This window comes from Mesorhizobium sp. AR02 (assembly GCF_024746835.1).
GTDB lineage: Bacteria > Pseudomonadota > Alphaproteobacteria > Rhizobiales > Rhizobiaceae > Mesorhizobium.
The window spans coordinates 1,029,329-1,049,926 of sequence record NZ_CP080531.1; the positions used below are offsets into that span (position 1 = coordinate 1,029,329).

The 20,598-nt window shown below is 62.1% G+C and carries 19 protein-coding genes and 3 pseudogenes; 13 read left to right on the plus strand and 9 right to left on the minus strand.

Annotated features, from left to right (window positions below; translation table 11 throughout):
* Window positions 1–40 precede the first annotated feature (40 nt).
* The 7 genes from DBIPINDM_RS09455 to DBIPINDM_RS09485 form a co-directional block, all read right to left on the minus strand.
* Entirely contained in the window at window positions 41–748 is a 708-nt protein-coding gene (locus tag DBIPINDM_RS09455) for a GntR family transcriptional regulator (RefSeq protein ID WP_258585478.1), read from the minus strand.
* Window positions 749–878: 130 nt separating this feature from the next.
* Window positions 879–1,637, minus strand: a complete 759-nt coding sequence (locus tag DBIPINDM_RS09460) for an aspartate/glutamate racemase family protein (protein WP_258585479.1) — start codon at window positions 1,635–1,637, stop codon at window positions 879–881.
* A gap of 10 nt (window positions 1,638–1,647) precedes the next feature.
* The gene (locus tag DBIPINDM_RS09465) at window positions 1,648–2,370 is read right to left on the minus strand and encodes an ABC transporter ATP-binding protein (RefSeq protein ID WP_258585480.1); all 723 of its coding nucleotides are present in this window, start codon (window positions 2,368–2,370) and stop codon (window positions 1,648–1,650) included.
* On the minus strand, window positions 2,367–3,146 hold the full coding sequence (locus DBIPINDM_RS09470) for an ABC transporter ATP-binding protein (protein WP_136622355.1): 780 nt from the start codon (window positions 3,144–3,146) through the stop codon (window positions 2,367–2,369). The genes DBIPINDM_RS09465 and DBIPINDM_RS09470 overlap by 4 nt, the downstream gene beginning before the upstream one ends.
* A gap of 3 nt (window positions 3,147–3,149) precedes the next feature.
* A complete protein-coding gene (locus tag DBIPINDM_RS09475) occupies window positions 3,150–4,124 on the minus strand; it encodes a branched-chain amino acid ABC transporter permease (RefSeq protein ID WP_258585481.1) in 975 nt (324 codons plus the stop codon).
* Window positions 4,125–4,130: 6 nt separating this feature from the next.
* A complete protein-coding gene (locus DBIPINDM_RS09480) occupies window positions 4,131–4,997 on the minus strand; it encodes a branched-chain amino acid ABC transporter permease (RefSeq protein WP_136622353.1) in 867 nt (288 codons plus the stop codon).
* A gap of 84 nt (window positions 4,998–5,081) precedes the next feature.
* A complete protein-coding gene (locus tag DBIPINDM_RS09485; protein WP_111547945.1) occupies window positions 5,082–6,284 on the minus strand; it encodes an ABC transporter substrate-binding protein in 1,203 nt (400 codons plus the stop codon).
* A gap of 200 nt (window positions 6,285–6,484) precedes the next feature.
* Between DBIPINDM_RS09485 and DBIPINDM_RS09490 the strand changes: the two are divergent.
* The 12 genes and pseudogenes from DBIPINDM_RS09490 to DBIPINDM_RS09545 all read left to right on the plus strand — a co-directional run.
* A pseudogene (locus DBIPINDM_RS09490) lies at window positions 6,485–6,802 on the plus strand (aspartate 1-decarboxylase); the annotation flags it as partial.
* Window positions 6,803–6,871: 69 nt separating this feature from the next.
* Window positions 6,872–7,318: pseudogene (locus DBIPINDM_RS09495) on the plus strand (bifunctional hydroxymethylpyrimidine kinase/phosphomethylpyrimidine kinase).
* An 824-nt stretch (window positions 7,319–8,142) separates the two neighbouring features.
* Window positions 8,143–9,339, plus strand: a complete 1,197-nt coding sequence (locus DBIPINDM_RS09500; protein ID WP_258583994.1) for an IS256 family transposase — start codon at window positions 8,143–8,145, stop codon at window positions 9,337–9,339.
* A 297-nt stretch (window positions 9,340–9,636) separates the two neighbouring features.
* Window positions 9,637–10,602: an NUDIX hydrolase gene (locus tag DBIPINDM_RS09505; protein WP_258585482.1), complete on the plus strand. Its 966-nt coding sequence runs from the start codon at window positions 9,637–9,639 to the stop codon at window positions 10,600–10,602.
* A 67-nt stretch (window positions 10,603–10,669) separates the two neighbouring features.
* Window positions 10,670–11,644, plus strand: coding sequence for a quinolinate synthase NadA (nadA, locus tag DBIPINDM_RS09510; protein ID WP_258585483.1), 975 nt, complete (start codon window positions 10,670–10,672; stop codon window positions 11,642–11,644).
* Entirely contained in the window at window positions 11,641–13,182 is a 1,542-nt protein-coding gene (locus tag DBIPINDM_RS09515; protein WP_258585484.1) for an L-aspartate oxidase, read from the plus strand. The genes nadA and DBIPINDM_RS09515 overlap by 4 nt, the downstream gene beginning before the upstream one ends.
* Complete coding sequence (gene nadC, locus DBIPINDM_RS09520; RefSeq protein ID WP_258589236.1) at window positions 13,182–14,036, plus strand: carboxylating nicotinate-nucleotide diphosphorylase; 855 nt, start codon at window positions 13,182–13,184, stop codon at window positions 14,034–14,036. Before DBIPINDM_RS09515 ends, nadC begins: the two co-directional genes overlap by 1 nt.
* A 127-nt stretch (window positions 14,037–14,163) precedes the next feature.
* Window positions 14,164–15,138, plus strand: coding sequence for a biotin synthase BioB (bioB, locus tag DBIPINDM_RS09525; RefSeq protein WP_258585485.1), 975 nt, complete (start codon window positions 14,164–14,166; stop codon window positions 15,136–15,138).
* Entirely contained in the window at window positions 15,135–16,274 is a 1,140-nt protein-coding gene (locus DBIPINDM_RS09530) for an 8-amino-7-oxononanoate synthase (RefSeq protein WP_258585486.1), read from the plus strand. The genes bioB and DBIPINDM_RS09530 overlap by 4 nt, the downstream gene beginning before the upstream one ends.
* On the plus strand, window positions 16,271–16,906 hold the full coding sequence (bioD, locus tag DBIPINDM_RS09535) for a dethiobiotin synthase (RefSeq protein WP_258585487.1): 636 nt from the start codon (window positions 16,271–16,273) through the stop codon (window positions 16,904–16,906). The genes DBIPINDM_RS09530 and bioD overlap by 4 nt, the downstream gene beginning before the upstream one ends.
* Entirely contained in the window at window positions 16,906–18,171 is a 1,266-nt protein-coding gene (locus DBIPINDM_RS09540; RefSeq protein ID WP_258585488.1) for an adenosylmethionine--8-amino-7-oxononanoate transaminase, read from the plus strand. Before bioD ends, DBIPINDM_RS09540 begins: the two co-directional genes overlap by 1 nt.
* On the plus strand, window positions 18,168–19,151 hold the full coding sequence (locus DBIPINDM_RS09545; RefSeq protein ID WP_258585489.1) for a beta-ketoacyl-ACP synthase III: 984 nt from the start codon (window positions 18,168–18,170) through the stop codon (window positions 19,149–19,151). Before DBIPINDM_RS09540 ends, DBIPINDM_RS09545 begins: the two co-directional genes overlap by 4 nt.
* On the opposite strand, the gene DBIPINDM_RS09550 is transcribed toward DBIPINDM_RS09545, so the two are convergent.
* Both DBIPINDM_RS09550 and DBIPINDM_RS09555 read right to left on the minus strand, forming a co-directional pair.
* On the minus strand, window positions 19,148–19,729 hold the full coding sequence (locus DBIPINDM_RS09550) for an IS630 family transposase (RefSeq protein ID WP_258585490.1): 582 nt from the start codon (window positions 19,727–19,729) through the stop codon (window positions 19,148–19,150). The two genes, DBIPINDM_RS09545 and DBIPINDM_RS09550, sit on opposite strands and share 4 nt — an antisense overlap.
* Window positions 19,730–19,755: 26 nt before the next feature.
* Window positions 19,756–20,109 carry a transposase gene (locus DBIPINDM_RS09555; RefSeq protein ID WP_258585491.1) on the minus strand — a complete coding sequence of 118 codons (354 nt, stop codon included), beginning with the start codon at window positions 20,107–20,109 and terminating at the stop codon, window positions 19,756–19,758.
* 163 nt (window positions 20,110–20,272) lie between these two features.
* On the opposite strand from DBIPINDM_RS09555, the pseudogene DBIPINDM_RS09560 reads away from it, so the two are divergent.
* Window positions 20,273–20,431 (plus strand): annotated as a pseudogene (locus DBIPINDM_RS09560) (aspartate 1-decarboxylase); the annotation flags it as partial.
* Window positions 20,432–20,598 lie beyond the last annotated feature (167 nt).

Sequence of the window (20,598 nt, forward strand, 5' to 3'; positions counted from 1 at the left end):
ACGGCTGCTCGCGTACAGCAGCGCTGAGTGCTCTCCCGCTCTACGGACGAAGCAAGTCGGAGAGATTGTCAGACTTTTCTATCTTGTCTGTGAGGTCGAGCCCCGACAGGAGGTCGACCAGATGACTGGTCATCAGCTCGGCCGCTTGGGAACTACGCCCTGCTTCGATTGCATCGACCAGCGCGTGATGGGCGTGTTTCTCACAGGTCGCGTCGCGCCGTTTCCAATAAAGCGCGATGATGAGGGAAGAATGCGAGACAAGGTCGCGAACGAATTTGGTGAACACCGAATGTGCAGCGATCTCAGCGATGCCAACGTGGAAACGTGCCGACAGCATGATCGCCTCGCTGTCCCGGCCAGCGTGAAGTGCTTCATGCTCCTTCTCGAGATGCTGCCGCAACCATGCAATATCGCTTGGTACCGCCGCGCTGGCGGCGAGCCAAGCCACCCTGGGTTCGATCAGCGCCCGTGCCTCGAACACCTCGCGGGCTTCAATTTTCGACGGCTGTGCCACGAAAGCACCGCGGTTCGGCTCCAGCCGCGCCAACCGGTCATGGGCCAGAGCTTGCAGGGCAGCACGAATGACGGTGCGGCTCACCGAATAGATCGTCGCCAACTCATCTTCCGGCAGCTTGGTGCCAGGGGCGAGACGATGACTGACGATGGCATCCCTCAGACCATAGTAGATCGGCGACCAGCGGGTTGCCGGTTTTTCGTCACGATCCTCTTCTCTGAGCACTGTCAACATGCTTTTCAACGCGCAGGCACAACACCGCCTGATCTATCCCAAACCGCTTAGCGGTCGATGCAATCTAGTATCGCTTGCGCGGCGGTCAATCCCGGGACACAGGATCTCAATTCGTAAGGCCAAGCGCGTTCTAAGTCGGTGATATAACTGCTGCGTCAGCTCCGGCCGGAGACAGCGATCCATAGATGCCCGAAAACCGCTTGCTGCGCGGAGCAGCGTATCCGCCGACCTTCGACGTCCTCAAACCAACTCTGAACAGGCTCTCTGCCAACGTCACCGCGCAGGCGACACCGTCGAGTACGGGAACGCCGTGTTCCTGCGACAGGCTGCTTGCCAGATCGGCCATGCCCGCGCAGCCGAGAACGATCGCCTCCGCCCTATCATCCTTGACGGCGCGCGTGATCTCGTCCGAGATTTTGCGCCTGGCGTCCGAGCCCGGCAATTCGAGATCAAGCACGGCAACGTCCGACGACCTGACTTTGGCGCAGCGCGATGCGAGGCCGTATTTCGCCAAATTGTGCTCGATCGCTGGAACGGAGCGGGCGAGCGTCGTCACAACACTGAACTTGCCTGCGACAAGGCTGGCAAGGTGGAAGGCGGCCTCGCCGATACCGATGACCGGCGCCTCGGTGGCGCAACGTGCCGCGTCCAGTCCGGTATCGTCGAAACAGGCAATCACATAGGCATCGATGGCCGCTGCCTTGCTCATTTCAGCGATGATACCCGGAACGGCGAAGACCTCGTCGAAATAGCCTTCGATGCTCGGCGGACCATCACCGGGGTTGACCGAAATGATCTCCGTTTCTGCGGAGGCGACGCTCATTGCCGCCTTGCCGATCTTGGCGGTCATCGATGCGGTGGTGTTGGGATTTATAACAAGTATGCGCATGCGATAAGCCTCAGACCTCGCCGCCAAGATAAAGCCGCTTGACCCGTTCGTCGGTCAGCAAATCGGCGGAATTCCCACTAAGGGCGACGCTGCCGGTGGTCAGCGCATAGGCACGCTGCGAAATGCGCAACGCCATGCGGGAATTCTGCTCGACCAGGAGAACGCTGACCTTTTCGTCGCGATTGATTGCCACGATCGAGCGGGCAATGTCCTGGACAAGCTTCGGTGCGACGCCCAGTGACGGCTCATCGAGCAGCAGCAGGCGTGGCCTGGCCATCAACGCGCGGCCGATAACCAGCATCTGCTGCTCGCCGCCGCTCATCGTTCCGGCGGCTTGCGAATATCGCTCCTTGAGGCGAGGAAAACGGCCGAGCACCATCTCCAGCGAGTTGGCAATCTCGGCCTTGTCGGAGCGGGTGAAGGCGCCCATCAGGAGATTGTCCCGGACCGACATGTAAGGGAAGACACGGCGCCCCTCAGGAACCATGGAGATGCCCATCTTGACCACGTCATCGGGAGCAGCGCCATCGATGCGCTGGCCATGGTAATGGATCTCGCCGGACTTGATTTTGCGCAGCCCGGTGATGGCGCGAAGGATCGACGATTTGCCAGCACCGTTGGCGCCGATCAACGCAACGGTCTCGCCTTCGTTGACCTCAACCGACACGCCTTTCAGCGCATAGACGTGATCGTAATAGAGTTCGACATTAGCGAATTTCAGGATCTGGTTCATAGGCCGATCGCCTCGTCTTCGCTGCCGAGATAGGCCTCGATCACTTTGTCGTTGTTCTGGATTTGCGCCGGCGTTCCCTCGGCGATCTTCTCGCCGAAATTCAAGACGACGATGCGGTCGGAAATCTTCATGACGGCAGGCATGTCGTGCTCGACCAGAAGGATGGTGAGGCCAAGCTCGCGCAACCGTTTGACCATCGCCACCATTCTCATCGTCTCGTCGTGATTCATTCCGGCGAAAGGCTCGTCCAGCAGCAGGATCGACGGGTTCGTGGCGAGACCGATGGCAATGCCAAGGGCCCGCAAGTGACCATGCGGCAAGTTTCGGGCGATTTCACCGGCGAGCGACGATAGGCCGAGCAGCTCAAGAATGTCGTCGGCCGAGGCGCCGAAGGCCGCCTCGTCGGCCTTGGCCGTGCTGGTGCCGAGGAAGAAGCCAATCAGGCTCGCCGTGGAGCGCAGATGGTGAGCGATGATGACGTTTTCGCGCACGCTCATGTTCTTGAAGATCGTCGTTTCCTGAAACGTCCGGACGACGCCCTTGCGTGCCGCGATGTGCGGCGCCAGATCGGAGATGCGCTCGCCCTTCAAGCGCACCTGGCCCGATGTCGGCCTGAGGAAGGACGAGATCAGCTTGAACAACGTCGATTTGCCGGCGCCGTTGGGGCCGATAACCGACAGTATCTCCTTCTCGCGCACCGAGAAGGAGACGTTGTTGACCGCGACGAGACCGCCAAAGCGCTTCGTCAGGGCCGAGACTTCGAGCAGATCGGCCATGGCTCAGCCCTTCTTCCGGGTCGTGGCGGCAAGGCTCAGCAAGCCGTTGGGCAGGAACAGCATCAGCACGATCATCAAGGTCGAGTAGATCAGCAGCTGGAACTGGCCGGTCTGGAACAGCAGGTCCCAGCCGAAATAGAGCACCAGCGTGCCCAGCATCGGACCGAAAACATAGCCGAGCCCTCCGAGGAAGCAGTTCAGCATGAAGTTGACAGAGTCGGTGACCGTGAAGCTGGACGGATAGATCGATTGCGAGATGGCGGCGAAGATCGCTCCGGCGACGCCGCCGAAGAAGGACGAGACAGCATAGGCGATGACGCGCAGATAGGCGATGTTGACGCCGATCGACGAGGCCAGCTCCTCATTCTGCTGGAGTGACTGGCAGAGCTTGCCGATGCGTGAATGAACCAGCCGGTACACCACCGCGAAGCAAGCCACCATGAGCGCGGCCGCCAGCAGGTAGAAGGCAAGCCGGGAATTATGCAACGTGGCGAAATCCGGAATGATGATGAGGCCGAAGGCCGACAGCGCCCCGGGCAGCGGGATGCTGACCATCCCCTTGGCGCCGTTGGTGACCGGCAGCGCCAGCGCCAGAAGCCGCGCGACCTCAGTCAGCACCAGTGTGACCATGGCGAAATAGACGCCGCGCAGCCGCAGGATCGGCAGGCCGATAGCGACGCTCGCCGCTGCGCAAAACAGGCCGGCGGCCAGCAGCGTCAGCCAGAACGACCAACCGTAGGTCACCACGAGTATGGCCGAGACGTAGCCCCCCATCAGTGCGTAGGCGCCCTGACCGATATTGATCCGGCCGATATAGAAGGTGAGCCACACGCCGGCACTGGCAATGCTGAGCAGAGCCACCGAGGTGAGCGTGTAGTAGAGGTCGGTCCGACCGCTGGCGGAGATCAGAACCGGCACGGCGATGAAGACGATCGCCAAAAAAGCGGCGACTGAAGCAATTTTCACGTTATGCGTCATCGCGCATCAACCCCACGGCTTGCCCATCAGCCCATTGGGGCGGATCGAAAGGAACACCATCAGCGCCGCGAAGATGACGAGGTAGGTGACGTCGCCATATTCGCGCAGCACAGTGAGGCCGACGGACTCCATCATGCCGAGGATGAAGCCGCCGGCGATCGCGCCGCCGACGACGCCGGCGCCGCCGATCATCACCATCATAAAGGCCTTGATCGAGATCGGCCCGCCGATTCCGGAATTGACACCAGTGATGGTGACCAGGAGGCCACCGACGATGCCGGCCAGCATGGCACCCATGGCGAAGCCGATCATCGTGTAGCGATCGACCTTGACGCCCATCAACTGGGCAGCAACCCGATCCTGGGCCAGCGCCCGCATGGCTCGCCCTACCCTGCTGTACTGCATGTAAAGGACGAAGGCGGCGATGAAGACCAGTGCGAGCACGCCGACGAGCATACGGTCATAGGGCATGATGATGCCGCCATCGTTGAAGACGCCCTTGACGATCTTGGGTACGCCGCGCTGCTTTTCACCGAAGATGAGCAGGATGACGGCGTCGAAGAAAAACGCCGTCGCCGCCGCCAGCAGCATGGTGCTTTCCTCTCGGAGGCTGCGCTTGATGACGGTCCGGAAAAGAAACTTCTCCATGAGCGCTCCGATGACCGCAAGGGTGACGCCGGAAGCCAGCAGCGCCAGAACGAAGGGCAGTCCGAGCTGCCCGTAGACGGTGTAGGTGATGAAGCCGCCCAGCACGTACATCTGCCCGTGGGCAAAGTTCAGCACGTTCATCAGGGCGAAGATCAGGGTGAGCCCCAATGCGATCAGCGCATATTGGGCGCCGAGGTAGAATCCATTTGCGATGACCTGTTCCATGGACGCCTTCAATCTTCCGAGGGACCCGGAGAATGTTCCGGGCCCCCGGCAACGCGGGAGGAAGAAACCGCAGGGAAGCTAACCCTAATCGACCGTGCCTACGAACAGGGTCTGGAAGGCACCGTCCTTGTACTCGTTGACCACCATCGGCACCGCGAGCTGGCGCTTCTGGCCGAAGGAGGTCGTGCCGACATAGCTCAGCTTGGCATCGCCCTTCAGGTAGGGGTTGGGCGCCGAGAAGGTGTCCATGGTCTTCTTGAATTCATCGACATTGTCGATCGCCGCCGGATTGGCCTTCAGCGTGTCGATGATGTACTCGAGCGCATAGACCTTGGTGTTGGACTCGTCATTGTACTCACCGAACATCTTGGTGTAACGGGCGACGAATTCCTTCATCGCGTCCGAGGCGATCTCGGGCGTGGAGGCACCGCCAACCGAGATGAAGCCGTTGGCGTATTCGCCGGCGCCCTCCTCGAGAACCTTTGCGTCCTGTGCCGTTTCGGTCGAGATCAGGCCTTCGAAGCCGAGCTCGCGGGCGGCGCGGATGAGCAGCGGCGCATTGGCCGGCGCGACGCCTGACAGCACGAGCAGATCGGGCTTCAGCGCAACGATCGGCGTGAGCACCGGCGTGAAGTCGCGCGTATCGTTCTGGTAAGTGTCGTTCTGGGCGACAATCTTGAGGCCGAGCGCCTTGGCTGCCTCAACGCCGCCGTCACGCTGGCTCAACGGATCCGATTCATTGGCGGCAACGAAGGCGATCGTCTTCACGCCCTTGTTTTCCTTGAGGTATTTGTAGATCGCCGGGCCCGATTGATAGTTAGCGATCATGCCGAGCACGGCATTCGAGGCAGGCTTCTGATAAAGCGCCTTGGGGAAAGCGTAAGGGAAATAGATGATGCCGTTGGCCTCGGCGACCGGGCGCACGGCGGCAGCACCGTCATCGACATTCGGGCCGACCACATAGTGGATGCCCTCCTGCGCCATCTTTTCCATGCCGGCAATGGCGCGCTTGGGGTCTTTCTGATCGTCGAACGTAACGATGTTGACGTTGTAGGTGGCGTCGCCAATCTTGACGCCGCCGGTCTCGTTGATCCAGGCGGCACGCGTCTGCATCGAACGTACGTTCGACGTGCCCCAAGCGGCGGCGGGGCCACTGGTGACACCGACGAAACCGATCTTCAGTTCCTTGTTCTGGGCCTCCGCGGACGGCATGCCCGCAGCGGCCATAGCGAGAGCGGAGACGGCGCCAAGCACCATCGATTTGAGAGTCGAGCGTCGGTTGATCATTCTGGCATTTCCCCTTCTGGTTATCGCGCTTTGTGTTTTGCTCTTTGGCTGCGCGGATGCCCTAAGGGAAACCTCTAGCGCAAGATTGTCAACACAGTTTTGATATTTTGTGTACAATCTCACCACAGATTGCAGACCGAGAGGCAGAGAAGACGCATCCTGCACTGCTGCGGCAGCGATATCCTCTCGCCCGCAGGCGCGGGATCCTGCCGATGGAATTCGTGGAGATATGGAACAAGAATTCCGGCGCTCGGATTTCGACCTATGTCATTCTGGGCGAGCGCGGCTCACGGTGCTGCATCCTCAATGGTGCGGCGGCCCGCACCTGCCAGACAGACGACCAGATCATTGTCTGCAACTCGATCTACCTGGACGAAGTGCATATCACCTCGCTGAAGCTGCGGATCGTCACGTTCGACCAGGACAACCACATCCGCGACCGCCTGAGCTACTCGGTCGATCTCGACGCGCAAGGGCCGCCGATCACCGCCGCAGGCCGAATGTGCTTGACAAAGTAGCGCTGGCCAACGGCTGAGATCATCGCTGCCGTTGCCGTCGTGCTGCGCGAAAATTCGCACGTGCCGGCAGTGCTCGACCCCGTACTGGCCTCCACTTCAGGCCGGGCTCTGCTGGAAGCAGGCGCCATCGCCGTCATGAAGCGCAATCTGATGCCGCTTTGCCGTCTCGTCACACCCAATCTCATCGAACTGGCGCTCCTTGTTGGCTCGGAACTGGCGGTGGATGAGGACGGCGCAGTATGGCAAGGCTAGGGATTGCTGGCCGCCGAAGCGCAGGCCCTGCTGATCAAGGGCGGCCACGCATCGGGACCTCGATCAACCGATATTCTGTTGCGCTTCGATCAAGCACCGGTCCGCTTCGACATGCCGCGCCTTGCCACATCGATGCGCGGGACGGGTTGCATGCTGGCCAGTGCGATTGCATCGCATCTGGCGAAGGCGAGGTCCCTTGAAGATGGCGTGCGCGAAGGCAAGCGGTTTGTCTTCGACAAGCTTCAGAAGAATGCAACCGAATGACGGTGGCTTCATGGTCCAGTCGATCGGCCCGCGGCCAACCGCTCTCCCGCCTAAGCGGGCGTCCGTGTTTCGACACCTAAGCCCTTGAATGACTGTCATGGCCGCCGATTTGCACGCCATAGTACGCCGCAGCCCTCTGCGAGACTGAACGGGATTTACGTCCGAAGCAACGACATGTCAGATCAGCCAAACGGTCAGAAATGAGTGGAGGAAATGGTCGACAGCATCTGACGTGAATCGAAAAACGGAGATCGCGAGGGCAGCCGCTTCTACGCTGCGGCCTCAGTTCCCTACTCCACTCGATTGTTCAAACAGCATATAACCCATTGAAATTACTGTCAAATATTTTTCAGATCCACGAAAAGTCCGACACCAGGACCGTCAAAAAATTACGCTTTTGATTTTAAAGGGAAAATCGCCACAAAAAATATTTTGAGGTTTCACCAACTATCGAGGTCAATCGGGCGATTTTTGCATGTCGCAGCATCCGACCACGCACCCGGCTAAGCCTTAAAAAGTACCGTTACCGATCCATATCAGGCTTGGAAAGCGGACACCATTGCGGCGGTGACATGCCGGCACTGACAGTTGCACCTCGGCTGGCCAGCAAGGTCGAGCCAAAGTGAACCGAGCTGCGGCTGGAAGCCGAGCCGCCCGGCCATCCATTGTGTCGGGCCTAATGCAAGAGAAATGAGATGGTCAGAGCAACCAGGCGTAGACGGACGTGGTAGTGTGCTGAGAGTTCTGCAAATTCGCTGAGAGAGGGGCGGTCATGGCAGGCTGGTGATTGTTCACGTCACCGATTCCCGCGAAGGAACGCCACCATGACCAAGATTGAAAGTAAGACCGCCAGCGCCTCCGTCAAAGACATTCTGCTTTCGAACCCGGACGGACTTCACGAAGTGATCCGTGCGGTGATGCAGGAGGTGCTCGAGGCCGAGATGGATGAGGCGCTGAGTGCTTCGAAGGGCGAACGCACGCCCGAGCGGCTTGGCTATCGCTCGGGTTACTATGGCCGCACCCTTGTGACGCGCGTCGGCAAGCTTGAGCTGCGGGTTCCGCAGGACCGCTCGGGGCGCTTCTCGACCGAGTTGTTTGAGCGCTATCAGCGTTCGGAACGGGCTTTGGTGGCGACGCTGGCCGAGATGTATGTGCAGGGCGTGTCGACCCGCAAGGTGAAGGCGATCACCGAAGAGCTGTGCGGCCATGCTTTCTCGGCCTCGTCGATCTCGGCCATCAACAAGCGGCTGGACGAGAGCCTCGCTGCCTTTGCCAGGCGTCCCCTTCAAGAGCCGTTTGCTTACCTCATCCTCGATGCGCGCTACGAGAAAGTGCGTGAAGCCGGCGTCGTCATGAGCCAGGCGGTGCTGATCGCGGTCGGCATCGACTGGGACGGCCGGCGCCAGATCCTGGCTGTGGAGATGGCCAATCGCGAGAGCCGTTCGGCCTGGAAAGACTTTCTCGTCTCACTGAAGGCGCGCGGCCTCAAGGGCGTCGAATTGGTCGTGTCCGACGATCACGCCGGCCTGGTGGCGGCGATCGGCGAGGTGATCCCGGAAGCCGCCTGGCAACGCTGCTACGTGCACTTCCTCAGGAACGCGCTCGATCATCTGCCGCGCAAGCACGGCGATGACTGCCTGCAGGAGCTGCGCTGGCTCTACGACCGACGCGATCTCGCCGAGGCCAGGGCCGATCTCGCCGCATGGCTTGCCAAATGGTCACCTCGCTATCCGCGCCTGACAGGCTGGGCCGAAGATGCCATCGAACAAACTCTGACCTTCTTCAGGCTGCCGAGACAGCACCACAAGCATCTCAAGTCCACCAACATGCTCGAGCGCCTCAACGAGGAAATCCGCCGGCGCACCTATGTCGTACGCATCTTCCCCAACGCCGAAAGCTGCCTGCGCCTTGTCAGGGCCTTGGCTGTCGAGACCAACGAAAACTGGATGGAGGCCAACCGCTACATCAACATGGACGACCTGCGCGAGCACAAAAAGCTCGCTCTACGCCAAGCCGCATGACCAGCACTATGGCCGCCCCTTTTTGCAGAACTTGACGCACACAACCACGGACGTGGAGAGACTTACTTAATGCGCGTTTGATTTCAGGAGGGATCAAACATGTTTCGGCACATTCTTACCCAACGTCACTACATGACGGCGGCGTTTGGCATAGATTTGGGTTGATGCGATAGGCAAGGGCTGCAAAAGATCGAGCATGTTGGAAACTGCGGGCGTTGACGGACAACCAGCATCGGTCACCTTTCGCCCGGCTTGCCCCTTCGGGCGACTCGATCTTCGGAATTCCATAGAACCCCAATGCAAGACAAGACAACCCAGGCGACAAGGCAGGCTGCGGGGAACAACCCGAGCCAGGTCGTCAGTGCGGATCTGATCGCCGTTGTCATTGCCGTGGCCGATGGTGAGCCACGGGTCCTGACCGTCGCGCAGGCGGGGGCTTTGCCATCCGGTCCATTTGAGCTCGGCCATCGCTCCATGCAGTCGGGCCTGAGGGCATGGGTGGAGCGGCAGACCGGTCACCCGCTGGGCTATATCGAGCAGCTTTATACTTTCGCCGACCGTGATCGGACCGGCGACGAGCGCGTGCAGATCTCGATCAGCTATCTCGGCTTGACGCTGGAGGAGCAGGCCGAAAGGTCTCCAACACATGGCTGGCAAGGCTGGTACGACTATTTTCCCTGGGAAGATCACCGTGCGGGGATGCCGCACATCCTGCCTGATATCCTCATGCCCCGACTTTTGGCATGGGCCGACGAAGCCGAAGATATGAACATGCGCCGTGATCGCCGGCACCGCGTGGCATATGCCTTCGGCCTCGACGATCGCGACTGGAACGAGGAACTCGTCCTCCAGCGATACGAACTGCTCTATGAAGCCGCGCTGGTAGCAGAAGCCACACGCCGCTCGGACAATGGCAGCCCGCTATCCATCCCTGGCCGCACGATGATCGCCGACCACCGCCGTATTCTGGCGACGGGAATCGCCAGGCTGCGAACCAAGATCAAATACCGCCCCGTCGTCTTCGAACTGATGCCGCCGGCATTCACGCTGCTGCAGCTGCAGCGCACCGTTGAAGCGCTCGCTGGCAGGCTCGTCCACAAGCAGAATTTCCGGCGTCTCATCGAACAGCAGGATCTGGTCGAGGAAACAGGCGAGACGGTGTCGGAAACACGAGGGCCTCCGGCCAAACGCTTCCGCTTTCGCCAAACGGTTTTGGCGGAACGAACTGTCGCAGGGACGAAATTGCCACTTTCGCGCGCTTGACATTCAATATGCTCAAGTTAAGCATATACCCTGATTATACTCAACAAGAGCATAATGAGGACAAGGCATGCTCAACACCTCCACGCGCACGACCGCGCTCTACGACCGGGTGCGGCGAGTCATCCCACCGATCGAATGGCCGGTATTCGCCGATGATATCGAGGCCATTCTCGATTTGAAGCGGCAGCGAAATGGCGTTATCCTGGCGCACAACTATCAGACACCGGAGATCTTCCATTGCGTTGCCGACATTGTCGGCGACAGTCTGGCGCTTGCCCGCAAGGCGATGGCGACCGAAGCGGATGTCATTGTGCTGGCCGGCGTCCACTTCATGGCCGAGACGGCGAAGCTGCTCAATCCGCAAAAAACGGTGCTCATTCCTGACCTGCAAGCAGGTTGTTCGCTGGCAGATTCGATTACGGCCGAGGACGTCCGGCTGCTGCGGCAACGCTATCCGGGCGTGCCGGTCGTCACCTACGTCAACACGTCGGCCGAAGTGAAAGCCGAGTCCGATATCTGCTGTACGTCCGGCAACGCGAAGGCCGTGGTGGAGTCTCTGGGTGTTCCGCGGGTGATCATGCTGCCGGATGAGTATCTGGCCCAGAACATCGCCGCCCAGACCGAGGTGGAGATCATCGCCTGGAAAGGGCATTGCGAGGTGCATGAGCGTTTTACGCCGGCCGACATCCGCGAACTGCGCGAAAACCATCCCGGTGTGACGGTGCTGGCGCATCCCGAGTGCCCGCCGGAAGTCGTCGCGGAAGCTGACTTCTCCGGTTCGACGGCCGCCATGTCGGATTATGTCGGAAGGCAAAAGCCGCCCCGCGTCGTGCTGATGACCGAGTGCTCGATGAGCGACAACGTCGCGGTCGAGCATCCCGAGGTGGAGTTCATCCGGCCCTGTAATTTATGCCCGCATATGAAGCGGATTACGCTCGCCAACATCCGTGCGGCGCTGGAGCAGAACCGCCATGTCGTGACCATCGCACCCGAAATCGCCGGGCGTGCGCGGCTGGCTGTCGAGCGGATGCTGGCGGTATGAGCATTGACGTCCACCATCTCGCCGGCCGGCCGGTGATCATCGGCGGCGGCATAGCCGGGCTGATGACCGCCCTGCACCTGGCGCCCGAGCCGGTGCTTCTCCTGTCCAGGACGCCATTGGGTGCTGACGCCTCCAGCACGTGGGCACAGGGCGGCCTCGCCGCAAGCCTCGGTGACGACGACGATCCAGCATTGCACCTGGCCGACACGCTCGCCGCAGGCGATGGGCTTTGCGACAGGGAGATGGCGAGCCGCATCCTCAATGCGGCGCCGGGCGCGATCGAGACGTTGGCCGGCTTCGGGGTCCGCTTCGACCGCACGCCGGAAGGGACGGTGCGTCTCGGACTGGAGGCCGCGCACAGCCGACGGCGCATCGTTCATGCCGGCGGCGACGGCAGCGGGCGCGAGATCATGCGTGCCCTGGTCGCCGCCGTCCGCTCGACGCCGACAATAGAGGTCGTTGAGGGGCTCGAAGCGCGCCGGTTGGTCGTGGAGGATGGCAGGATCACCGGGGTGTTGGCGAGTTGTTCGACAGGCCCGGTGTTCCTCGCCACGGGACGGGTCGTTCTCGCCACTGGCGGGATCGGTGGCCTGTTCCACGACAGCACAAACCCGCTCGGCAGTTGCGGTCAAGGCCTGGCACTCGCCGCACGCGCCGGTGCAATTTTTGCCGACCTAGAGTTCATCCAGTTCCACCCGACCGCGCTGGACGGGCCCTGCCGTCCGATGCCGCTCATCAGCGAGGCGGTTCGCGGCGAAGGCGCCATAATCGTCGACGAGACAGGCCGGCGTTTTCTCGACGGCGTGCGAGGTGCGGAATTCGCACCGCGCGACATCGTCGCGCGCGCTGTCTGGCGACATCTTGCCGACGGCCATCGCGTCTTCCTCGACGTCCGCGAAAAGCCAGGCGCGACGTTCGCGCGGCAGTTTCCGACGATCGCATCAGCCTGCGGCAAGGCCGGCATCGATCCGGCGCGCGATCTCATTCCCATCCGGCCGGCGCAGCATTATCACATGGGTGGTGTCGCCGTGGATCTGGCCGGGCGCACTTCGGTTCCGGGACTTTGGGCTTGCGGAGAGGTCGCCTCGACCGGGCTGCACGGCGCCAATCGGCTCGCGAGCAACTCGCTGACCGAGGCCGTCGTTTGCGCGCGCTGGGTTGCCGAAAGCGTCGCCGGGTCATCCGGCGACGGTGGAAAGCGAGCGACGGCAACTGATCTACCTCAGCCCGATCCAAGATCGGCGCGCCCTCTCCTGTCACGTGCCCTCGGCGTCACGCGGGATAGCGAAGGGTTGAAAGAAGCTGTCCGCGCATTGTTGCCGCTGGTTCAGCGGCACGATGCGGCGTCCGATCCCGCTGCCGTCGGGCTGATGATCGCGGTTGCCGCCTTGCTGCGCCAGGAAAGCCGCGGTGCTCATTCCCGGACCGACTTTCCGCATCATGCCGCCGTCGCCCGCCGTTCCCAAATTACGCTCGACGCGGCCATTGCCGCAGCGCGGGAATTCGGATCCTCCCCAATGCTGGAAAGCGTCGCGTGATAAACCTCCCACCACTTCCCGCAATCATACTCGAGCCCCTTGTGCGTGCAGCTCTGCTCGAAGACCTCGGCAGGGCCGGCGACGTGACCTCGGATGCCGTCGTGCCGCGAGGCCATCGTGTGACGACCGTGCTGGCGGCGCGCCAGACTGGAATTGTCGCCGGGCTCGATCTGGCGATGCTCGCTTTCCGGCTCATCGACCAGGACGTCGAGATGACTGTGCATCGTGCGGACGGCAGCGAGGTCGTGCAAGGAGAGATCATTGCATCAGTGGTTGGCCCGGCCCGGGCCATTCTCACCGCCGAACGGACGGCACTCAATTTTCTCTGCCATTTGAGTGGCATCGCCACGGCGACGGCATCGGTCGTCGCAGCGGTTCGCGGCCATGGCGCAAGCATCGTCTGCACGCGCAAGACGACGCCTGGATTGCGGGCGGTCGAAAAATACGCCGTGCGCGTCGGTGGCGGATCCAATCACCGCTTCGGCCTCGACGACGCGATCCTGATCAAGGATAACCACATCGCCATCGCCGGCGGCATTCGCCCCGCCGTCGAGCGCGCGCGAAGCTGCGTCGGCCATCTCGTCAAGATCGAAGTCGAGGTCGATACGCTGGCCCAGCTAGAAGAGGTCCTGGCTCTCGCCCCCGACGCCGTCCTGCTCGACAACATGTCGGTCGACGAGCTTCGCCAGGCGGTGGTGATGGTTAGCGGCCGGGCGATCACCGAGGCGTCGGGCAGGATCACCGTCGCGACGGCGCCGGCCATCGCAGCGACCGGTGTCGATCTGATCTCCATCGGCTGGTTGACTCACAGCGCACCGATCCTCGATATCGGTCTCGACTACCCTAAACTTTGATCGTCGGGGCTGACCATAGGCAGTCGACCGGGCTCTTTTCGACGCGGTCTGCCAGTTTCAAGGGCGCCTATATCGCCACAACGCAAGGAACAGCATGGAAATGCACGCAGCGATTTCGGAAAAGACCATGCCTGAAACTCAATCCGTCGACGGGAGCCGGACATGGACCCTGGAAGAAGCTCAGGCGCTGCATGACGCGCCCTTCAATGACCTGCTGTTTCAGGCGCAAACCGTTCACCGCCAGAATTTCGATCCCAACAAGGTCCAGCTCAGCCGGCTTCTCAGCATCAAGACCGGCGGCTGCCCGGAGGATTGCGGCTATTGCAGCCAGTCGGCGCATCACGAAACCGGTCTGAAGGCGTCGAAACTGATGGAAGTCAGGCGCGTCATCGCCGAGGCGACCAAGGCGCGCGACGCCGGCGCCACCCGTTATTGCATGGGTGCTGCCTGGCGAAATCCCAAGGCGCGCGACATGGATGCGGTGGTGGCGATGGTCGAAGGCGTCAAGGCGTTGGGCATGGAGACCTGCATGACGCTCGGCATGCTCGATCTTGGGCAGGCCGCGCGACTGAAACAAGCGGGCCTCGACTACTACAACCACAACATCGATACGTCGGAACGCTACTACAACGAGATCATCAGCACGCGCAGCTTTGCCGACAGGCTCGAGACGCTCGAGCAGGTACGCCAATCCGGCATCAAAGTCTGCTGTGGTGGCATTGTCGGCATGGGCGAAGAGCCGGTGGACCGGATCGACATGCTGGTGACGCTGGCCAACCTGCCGGAGCATCCGCAAAGCGTTCCGATCAACATGCTGATCCCGATCGCCGGCACCCCGCTGGCCGAAGCCAGGCCGATCGAGCCGATCGAATTCGTGCGCGTGATCGCCCTGGCGCGCATCATGATGCCGAAATCGCATGTCCGTCTTTCCGCCGGCCGCACCGCCATGACCGACGAGATGCAGGCGCTGTGCTTCTTCGCCGGCGCCAATTCGATCTTCGTCGGCGACACGCTGCTGACCGCGGACAATCCCGGCGAGGACAAGGATACCCTTCTGTTCCGGCGCCTCGGCATCGAGCCGATGGAACTCGAGGCGCAATGAACGGGGCACCGCTTGCCCGCTATGACGCGACCTTGGAGGGGCTGGCGCGCAAGGACCGGCTGCGGACGCTGTCGCCGCGCACCGGGCTCGACTTCTCGTCGAACGACTATCTCGGGCTTGCTGCCTCCAAAAGACTTGGCGACGCGGTTGCGGCGGCGATTGCGCGGGGCACGCCGGTCGGCGCCACCGGGTCGAGGCTGTTGCGCGGCAACGCGCCGGAGCATGAGCAATTGGAGGCGGACGCAGCGGCGTTCTTCGGGACCGACCGCGCGCTGTTCTTCGGCAGCGGCTACATCGCGAACTTTGCTCTGCTGACCGCGCTGCCGCAGAAGGGCGACCTGCTGGTCCTCGATGAACTCGCGCATGCCAGCATGCATGAGGGTGCGCAGGCCGGGCGCGCCCAGTTCAAACTCGCCGCCCACAATGATGTCAACGCTGTCGAGGATGCAATCACGCACTGGCGCGCCGGCGGCGGCACGGGGCGCGTCTGGATCGCGGTCGAAAGCCTCTACAGCATGGATGGCGACCGCGCGCCGATGGAGAGCCTGATCGCGCTTGCCGACCGGCACGAGGCATTCATTGTCGTCGACGAAGCGCATGCCACCGGTGTCTGGGGACCGGATGGCCGGGGGCTGGCCGCCGCGTTCGAGGGCCGCAACAACATCATTGCGCTCCATACTTGCGGCAAGGCGCTCGGCGCGTCCGGCGCACTCGTCACCGGACCGCGAACGTTGTGCGACTATCTCGTCAACCGCTGCCGGCCATTCATCTACGCCACCGCGCCATCGCCGCTGATGGCGGTCGCGGCGCGCGAAGCGCTCGCTATTCTGTCCGACGAGCCGATGCGCCGTGTTCGGCTGCATGAAAATATCGCCTTCGCGGGCCGCCAATTGGCCGAGCGCTGCGGCGTGATGCCGAGCGGCTCGCAGATCCAGCCATTCGTCATCGGCGATGTCAGGCGCACGATGGCGGTGGCGGCTGCATTGCAGGCGCGCGGCTTCGACATACGCGGCATTCGTCCGCCGACCGTGCCCGAGGGCACGTCGCGCCTGCGCATTTCGCTGACGCTCAACGTCGACGAAGCCGACATTTCGGCCATGGTCGAGGCGCTCGTCGAAGTGTTGGCCTCGACATGACCAAGCGCATCGTCATCACCGGAACAGATACCGGAATTGGCAAGACGGTGTTTTCGGCCGGGCTAGCCGGCCTGCTCGACGGCTTCTACTGGAAGCCGGTTCAATCGGGCCTCGACGACGAGACTGACAGCGAGGTCGTTAAACGGCTCGCCGGCCTGCCGCCGGGGCGCGTCCTGCCGGAGGTCTACCGCTTGAGCAAGCCCCTGTCGCCGCATCGTTCAGCGGAAATCGATGGCGTCGCGATCGAGGCGGCAAAGCTCTCGCTTCCAGCCTTGCCGGGTCCGCTTGTCATCGAAGGCGCTGGCGGGCTGATGGTGCCACTCAACCGACAGACAAGGTTCATTGACATATTCACGCAATGGCGGCTGCCGGTCATACTGTGCGCCCGGACCGCACTCGGCACAATCAACCACACGCTCCTCTCAATCGAAGCTCTGCGGGCCCGCTCTATCCCAATCATCGGCGTCGCTTTTATCGGCGACGAGGTGGCAGACACGCAAAAGACAATTGTGGAATTCGGCGGCGTGCCGCAGCTCGGCAGGCTGCCGCACCTTGATCCGCTGACGAGTGAGACGCTGAGGGAAGCGATGGTTGCCGGCTTCGACCTCGCTCTGATTGCCGGAGGCGAATGATGCCGCAGTCCCAAGTTTGGCACCCCTTCACCCAGCACGCGCTCGAGCCGACGATCCCAGAAATCGTCCTGACGGAAGGCGCCTATCTCCACAAGGCGGACGGCACACGCATCCTGGACGCCATTTCCTCCTGGTGGGTCGTCACGCATGGCCACCGCCATCCCCGCATCATGAAGGCCATCGAGACGACCGCGTCGAGCCTCGACCAGATCATCTTTGCAGGCTTCACGCATGAACCGGCCGAACGCCTAGCCAGGGCGCTTGTCGGCCTCGCTCCGTCCGGCCTCGACTGGGTGTTCTATTCCGACAGCGGTTCGACCTCCGTGGAAGTCGCACTGAAGATGGCGCTCGGCTATTTCCGCAACACCGGCGCGCCGCGCTCGCGCCTCGTCGTCATGGAGCACAGCTATCATGGCGACACTATCGGCACGATGAGCGTCGGTGCCCGTGGCGTGTTCAACGCCGCCTACGAACCTTTGATGTTCGAGGTTGACACCATTCCCTTCCCGGCCGCCGGCCGCGAGCAGGAAACGCTGGATCGTTTCGAGGCCGTCAGCCGCGACCGGCGCGCAGCCGCACTGATCGTCGAGCCGCTCGTGCTCGGCGCCGGCGGCATGCTGATGTATCCGGCCTGGGTTTTGACCGAATTGAAAAAGATCGCCGAAGCCTCCGGCACGCTGCTGATCGCCGACGAAGTGATGACCGGCTGGGGGCGCACCGGGACCATGTTCGCCTGCGAGCAGGCGTCTGCCTCTCCGGATATCCTGTGCACCTCGAAGGGCCTGACCGGCGGCGCCATCCCGCTGGCGGCCACGCTTGCCACCGACGCCATCTTCCAGGCCCATTTTTCGACGGACCGGAAGAAGACCTTCTTTCACTCGAGTTCCTACACCGCCAATCCGATAGCCTGTGCCGCCGCGCTCGCCAATGTCGAGATCTGGCGCGACGAGCCGGTGGCCGAGCGGGTCGCGGCCTTGAGCGCGATGCAGGCCGCTGGGCTTCAGCGCTTTCGCGACAATCCCTTCTTCACTGACTGTCGGGCGACAGGCACGATCGCGGCGCTCGACGTGCGCGCCGGCTCGGCCGGCTATCTGGCCGAGATCGGCCCGAAGCTGCGGACTTTCTTCCTCGACCAGGGGCTGCTTGTGCGCCCGCTCGGCAATGTCCTCTATCTTCTTCCACCCTATTGCATCACTGGCGACGAGTTGGACGGACTCTATGACGCCATCGAGGAGGCTGGCGCACGTTTCGGTTCGAGGCCATGAGCAGGTCGTCGTACATTCTCGGATTTGGCCATCACGCGCCTGGGCGCAAGGTGGCGAATGCCGAGATCGAGAGCAAGCTCGGCCTCGAACCTGGCTGGATCGAACGGCGTACAGGAATTCGTTCGCGCTTCTGGGCAACGGACGAGGATACGCTGTCTGGCCTGGCCGCGCAGGCGGGCGACATGGCGCTGGCGAACGCCGGTATTGACCGCCGCGACATCGGTCTGCTGTTGCTTGCCACCTCGACGCCCGACCACCTTCTGCCGCCCAGTGCACCCCTGGTCGCGCACAAGCTCGGCCTTGGCCGCGCCGGCGCGGTCGATCTAACCGGCGCCTGCGCCGGCTTCATCTATGCGCTGATGTTCGCGGACGGATTCACCCGCCTGCATGGCAAACCAGCGCTGGTCATCGCCGCCAACATCCTCAGCCGCCGCATCAACCCAGCCGAGCGCGCAAGCTCGGTCCTTTTCGCTGATGCCGCCGGCGCCCTGGTGATTGGTCCGTGCGAAGACCCTGATCGGGGCATTCTCGGTGCCTCGGTGGATTCGGACGGCTCGCGCTACGGGCTGATCCAGATCCCGGCGGGTGGAAGCAACATCCCTTTCCATAGCAACCTCGATTTGGGGCAAACCCGCATGACGATGACCGACGGCCGCGAAGTGTTCGCCAAGGCTGTCGAGATGATGACCGATTGCTCGACAAGCGCGCTTGCCGCTGCCGGAGTGCGACCACAGGATGTCGGCCGGTTTGTGCCGCATCAGGCCAATGCCCGCATTTTCGATGCGGTCGGGCGGAACCTCGGCATTGCAGACCACGCGATCGTCAAAACGATCGCCGAATACGGCAACTCTTCCGCCGCAACGATCCCGCTGTCGCTCTCGCTGGCCAGTCAGACAGAGCCATTCCAGCCTGGCGAGAAAATCCTGCTGGCAGCGGCGGGTGCGGGTCTCAGCGGCGGCGCCCTCGTCGTCGGAATTTAGAGCGGGATGACTTTAGGTTGGGCATACCCGGCCTCGATGAAGTAATTCCTGCATTCGATTGAATTGACGGTGCCGAGGATTTGTCCGATGGCATTGCAGACTGCATCGATGGTTCGCCTGGCCGCCTTGCGCAGCCAATGCTTGAGCTTTGCAAAGAGCTTCTCGATGGGGTTCAGGTCGGGCGAGTATTTCGGCAGGAGAAACAGCTTGGCGCCGGCCGAGCGGATGGCGCGGCGCACGGCCTTGCTCTTGTGCGAGCCGAGATTGTCCATGACGACGATGTCGCCGGGCTTGAGGGTGGGACGAGAACCTTGTCGACATAGAGCTGGAACCGCTCGCCGTTGATTGGTCCGTCGATGAGCCATGGCGCATCGACACGGTCGTGGCGTAGCGCCGCCAAGAAGGTCATGGTCTTCCCAATGGCCGTGCGGTACCTTGGCTTTGATCCTCTCGCCGCGCGGTGCCCATCCCCTGAGCGGCGCCATGTTTGTCTTGGTCCAGGTCTCGTCGATGAACACCAGGCGGGAAGGATCGATGCGGTCCTGATACTTTGCCCACTGTGCCCGCCTGTGCGCCACATCGGGGCGATCCTGCTCAGCCGCGATCAGCGTCTTTTTTTGTGACTGAGCTTCTCGGCGTGGACGAACTCCCATACCGAGCGGTAATCGACCTTCAGGCCGCGCTCGGCCAGTTCGGCCACCAGTCCGCGTAGCGTGAAATCAGCGGCCCGGCAGCGCACCAGAAGCCAGTCCCGATGCTCACCGGCAATCTTCTTCGGCCTGTGCCCACCCATCTTGCCGGGCGCAAGGCTGCTCGTTTCGCGCAAGCGGCTTACCCATCTGATGACGGTACTGATACCAACCCCAAAGCGCACTGCCGCCTGCCGCCGCGACAGCCCCTCCCGCTCAACCGACGCAACAACCCGTTCGCGAAGATCCATCGAATAAGGCTTGCCCATCCATGCTGGCCTCCTTGCCCAGCCAGCATGTTGAATCAGATTTGCCTGCCCAAGGGAATCCGCCGTCGATTCAGGCTCAATTCATCCCGCTCTAGCGGGGCGACCCCGCCGCCAATAGGACGGCAAGACTGATCTTGTACGATCGATAGGGACAACGGGACCAATGCGAAAAATAGTCGCCGGCAAACTGCACGGCATCCACGTCACCGAAGCGAACCTCAATTACCATGGTTCGATAACACTGGACCCCGAGCACTGCGAGGCAGCCGGGATCCTGCCTATGGAATTCGTGGAGATATGGAACAACAGTTCCTGTGCGCGGAGCGCCTCGGGGTCTCCCGCAATCCGCATAGCTGCGATCGGCGCAACCACGATACATCCAAACCAGGGTCACATTTCCGCCCCCGGCATCAGTAGAACGGCCGCGCGATGCTCGACATGGCATTGTTCCGGCGAAGCGTCCCCGCCACACGCGGTATGGAAGGCTGG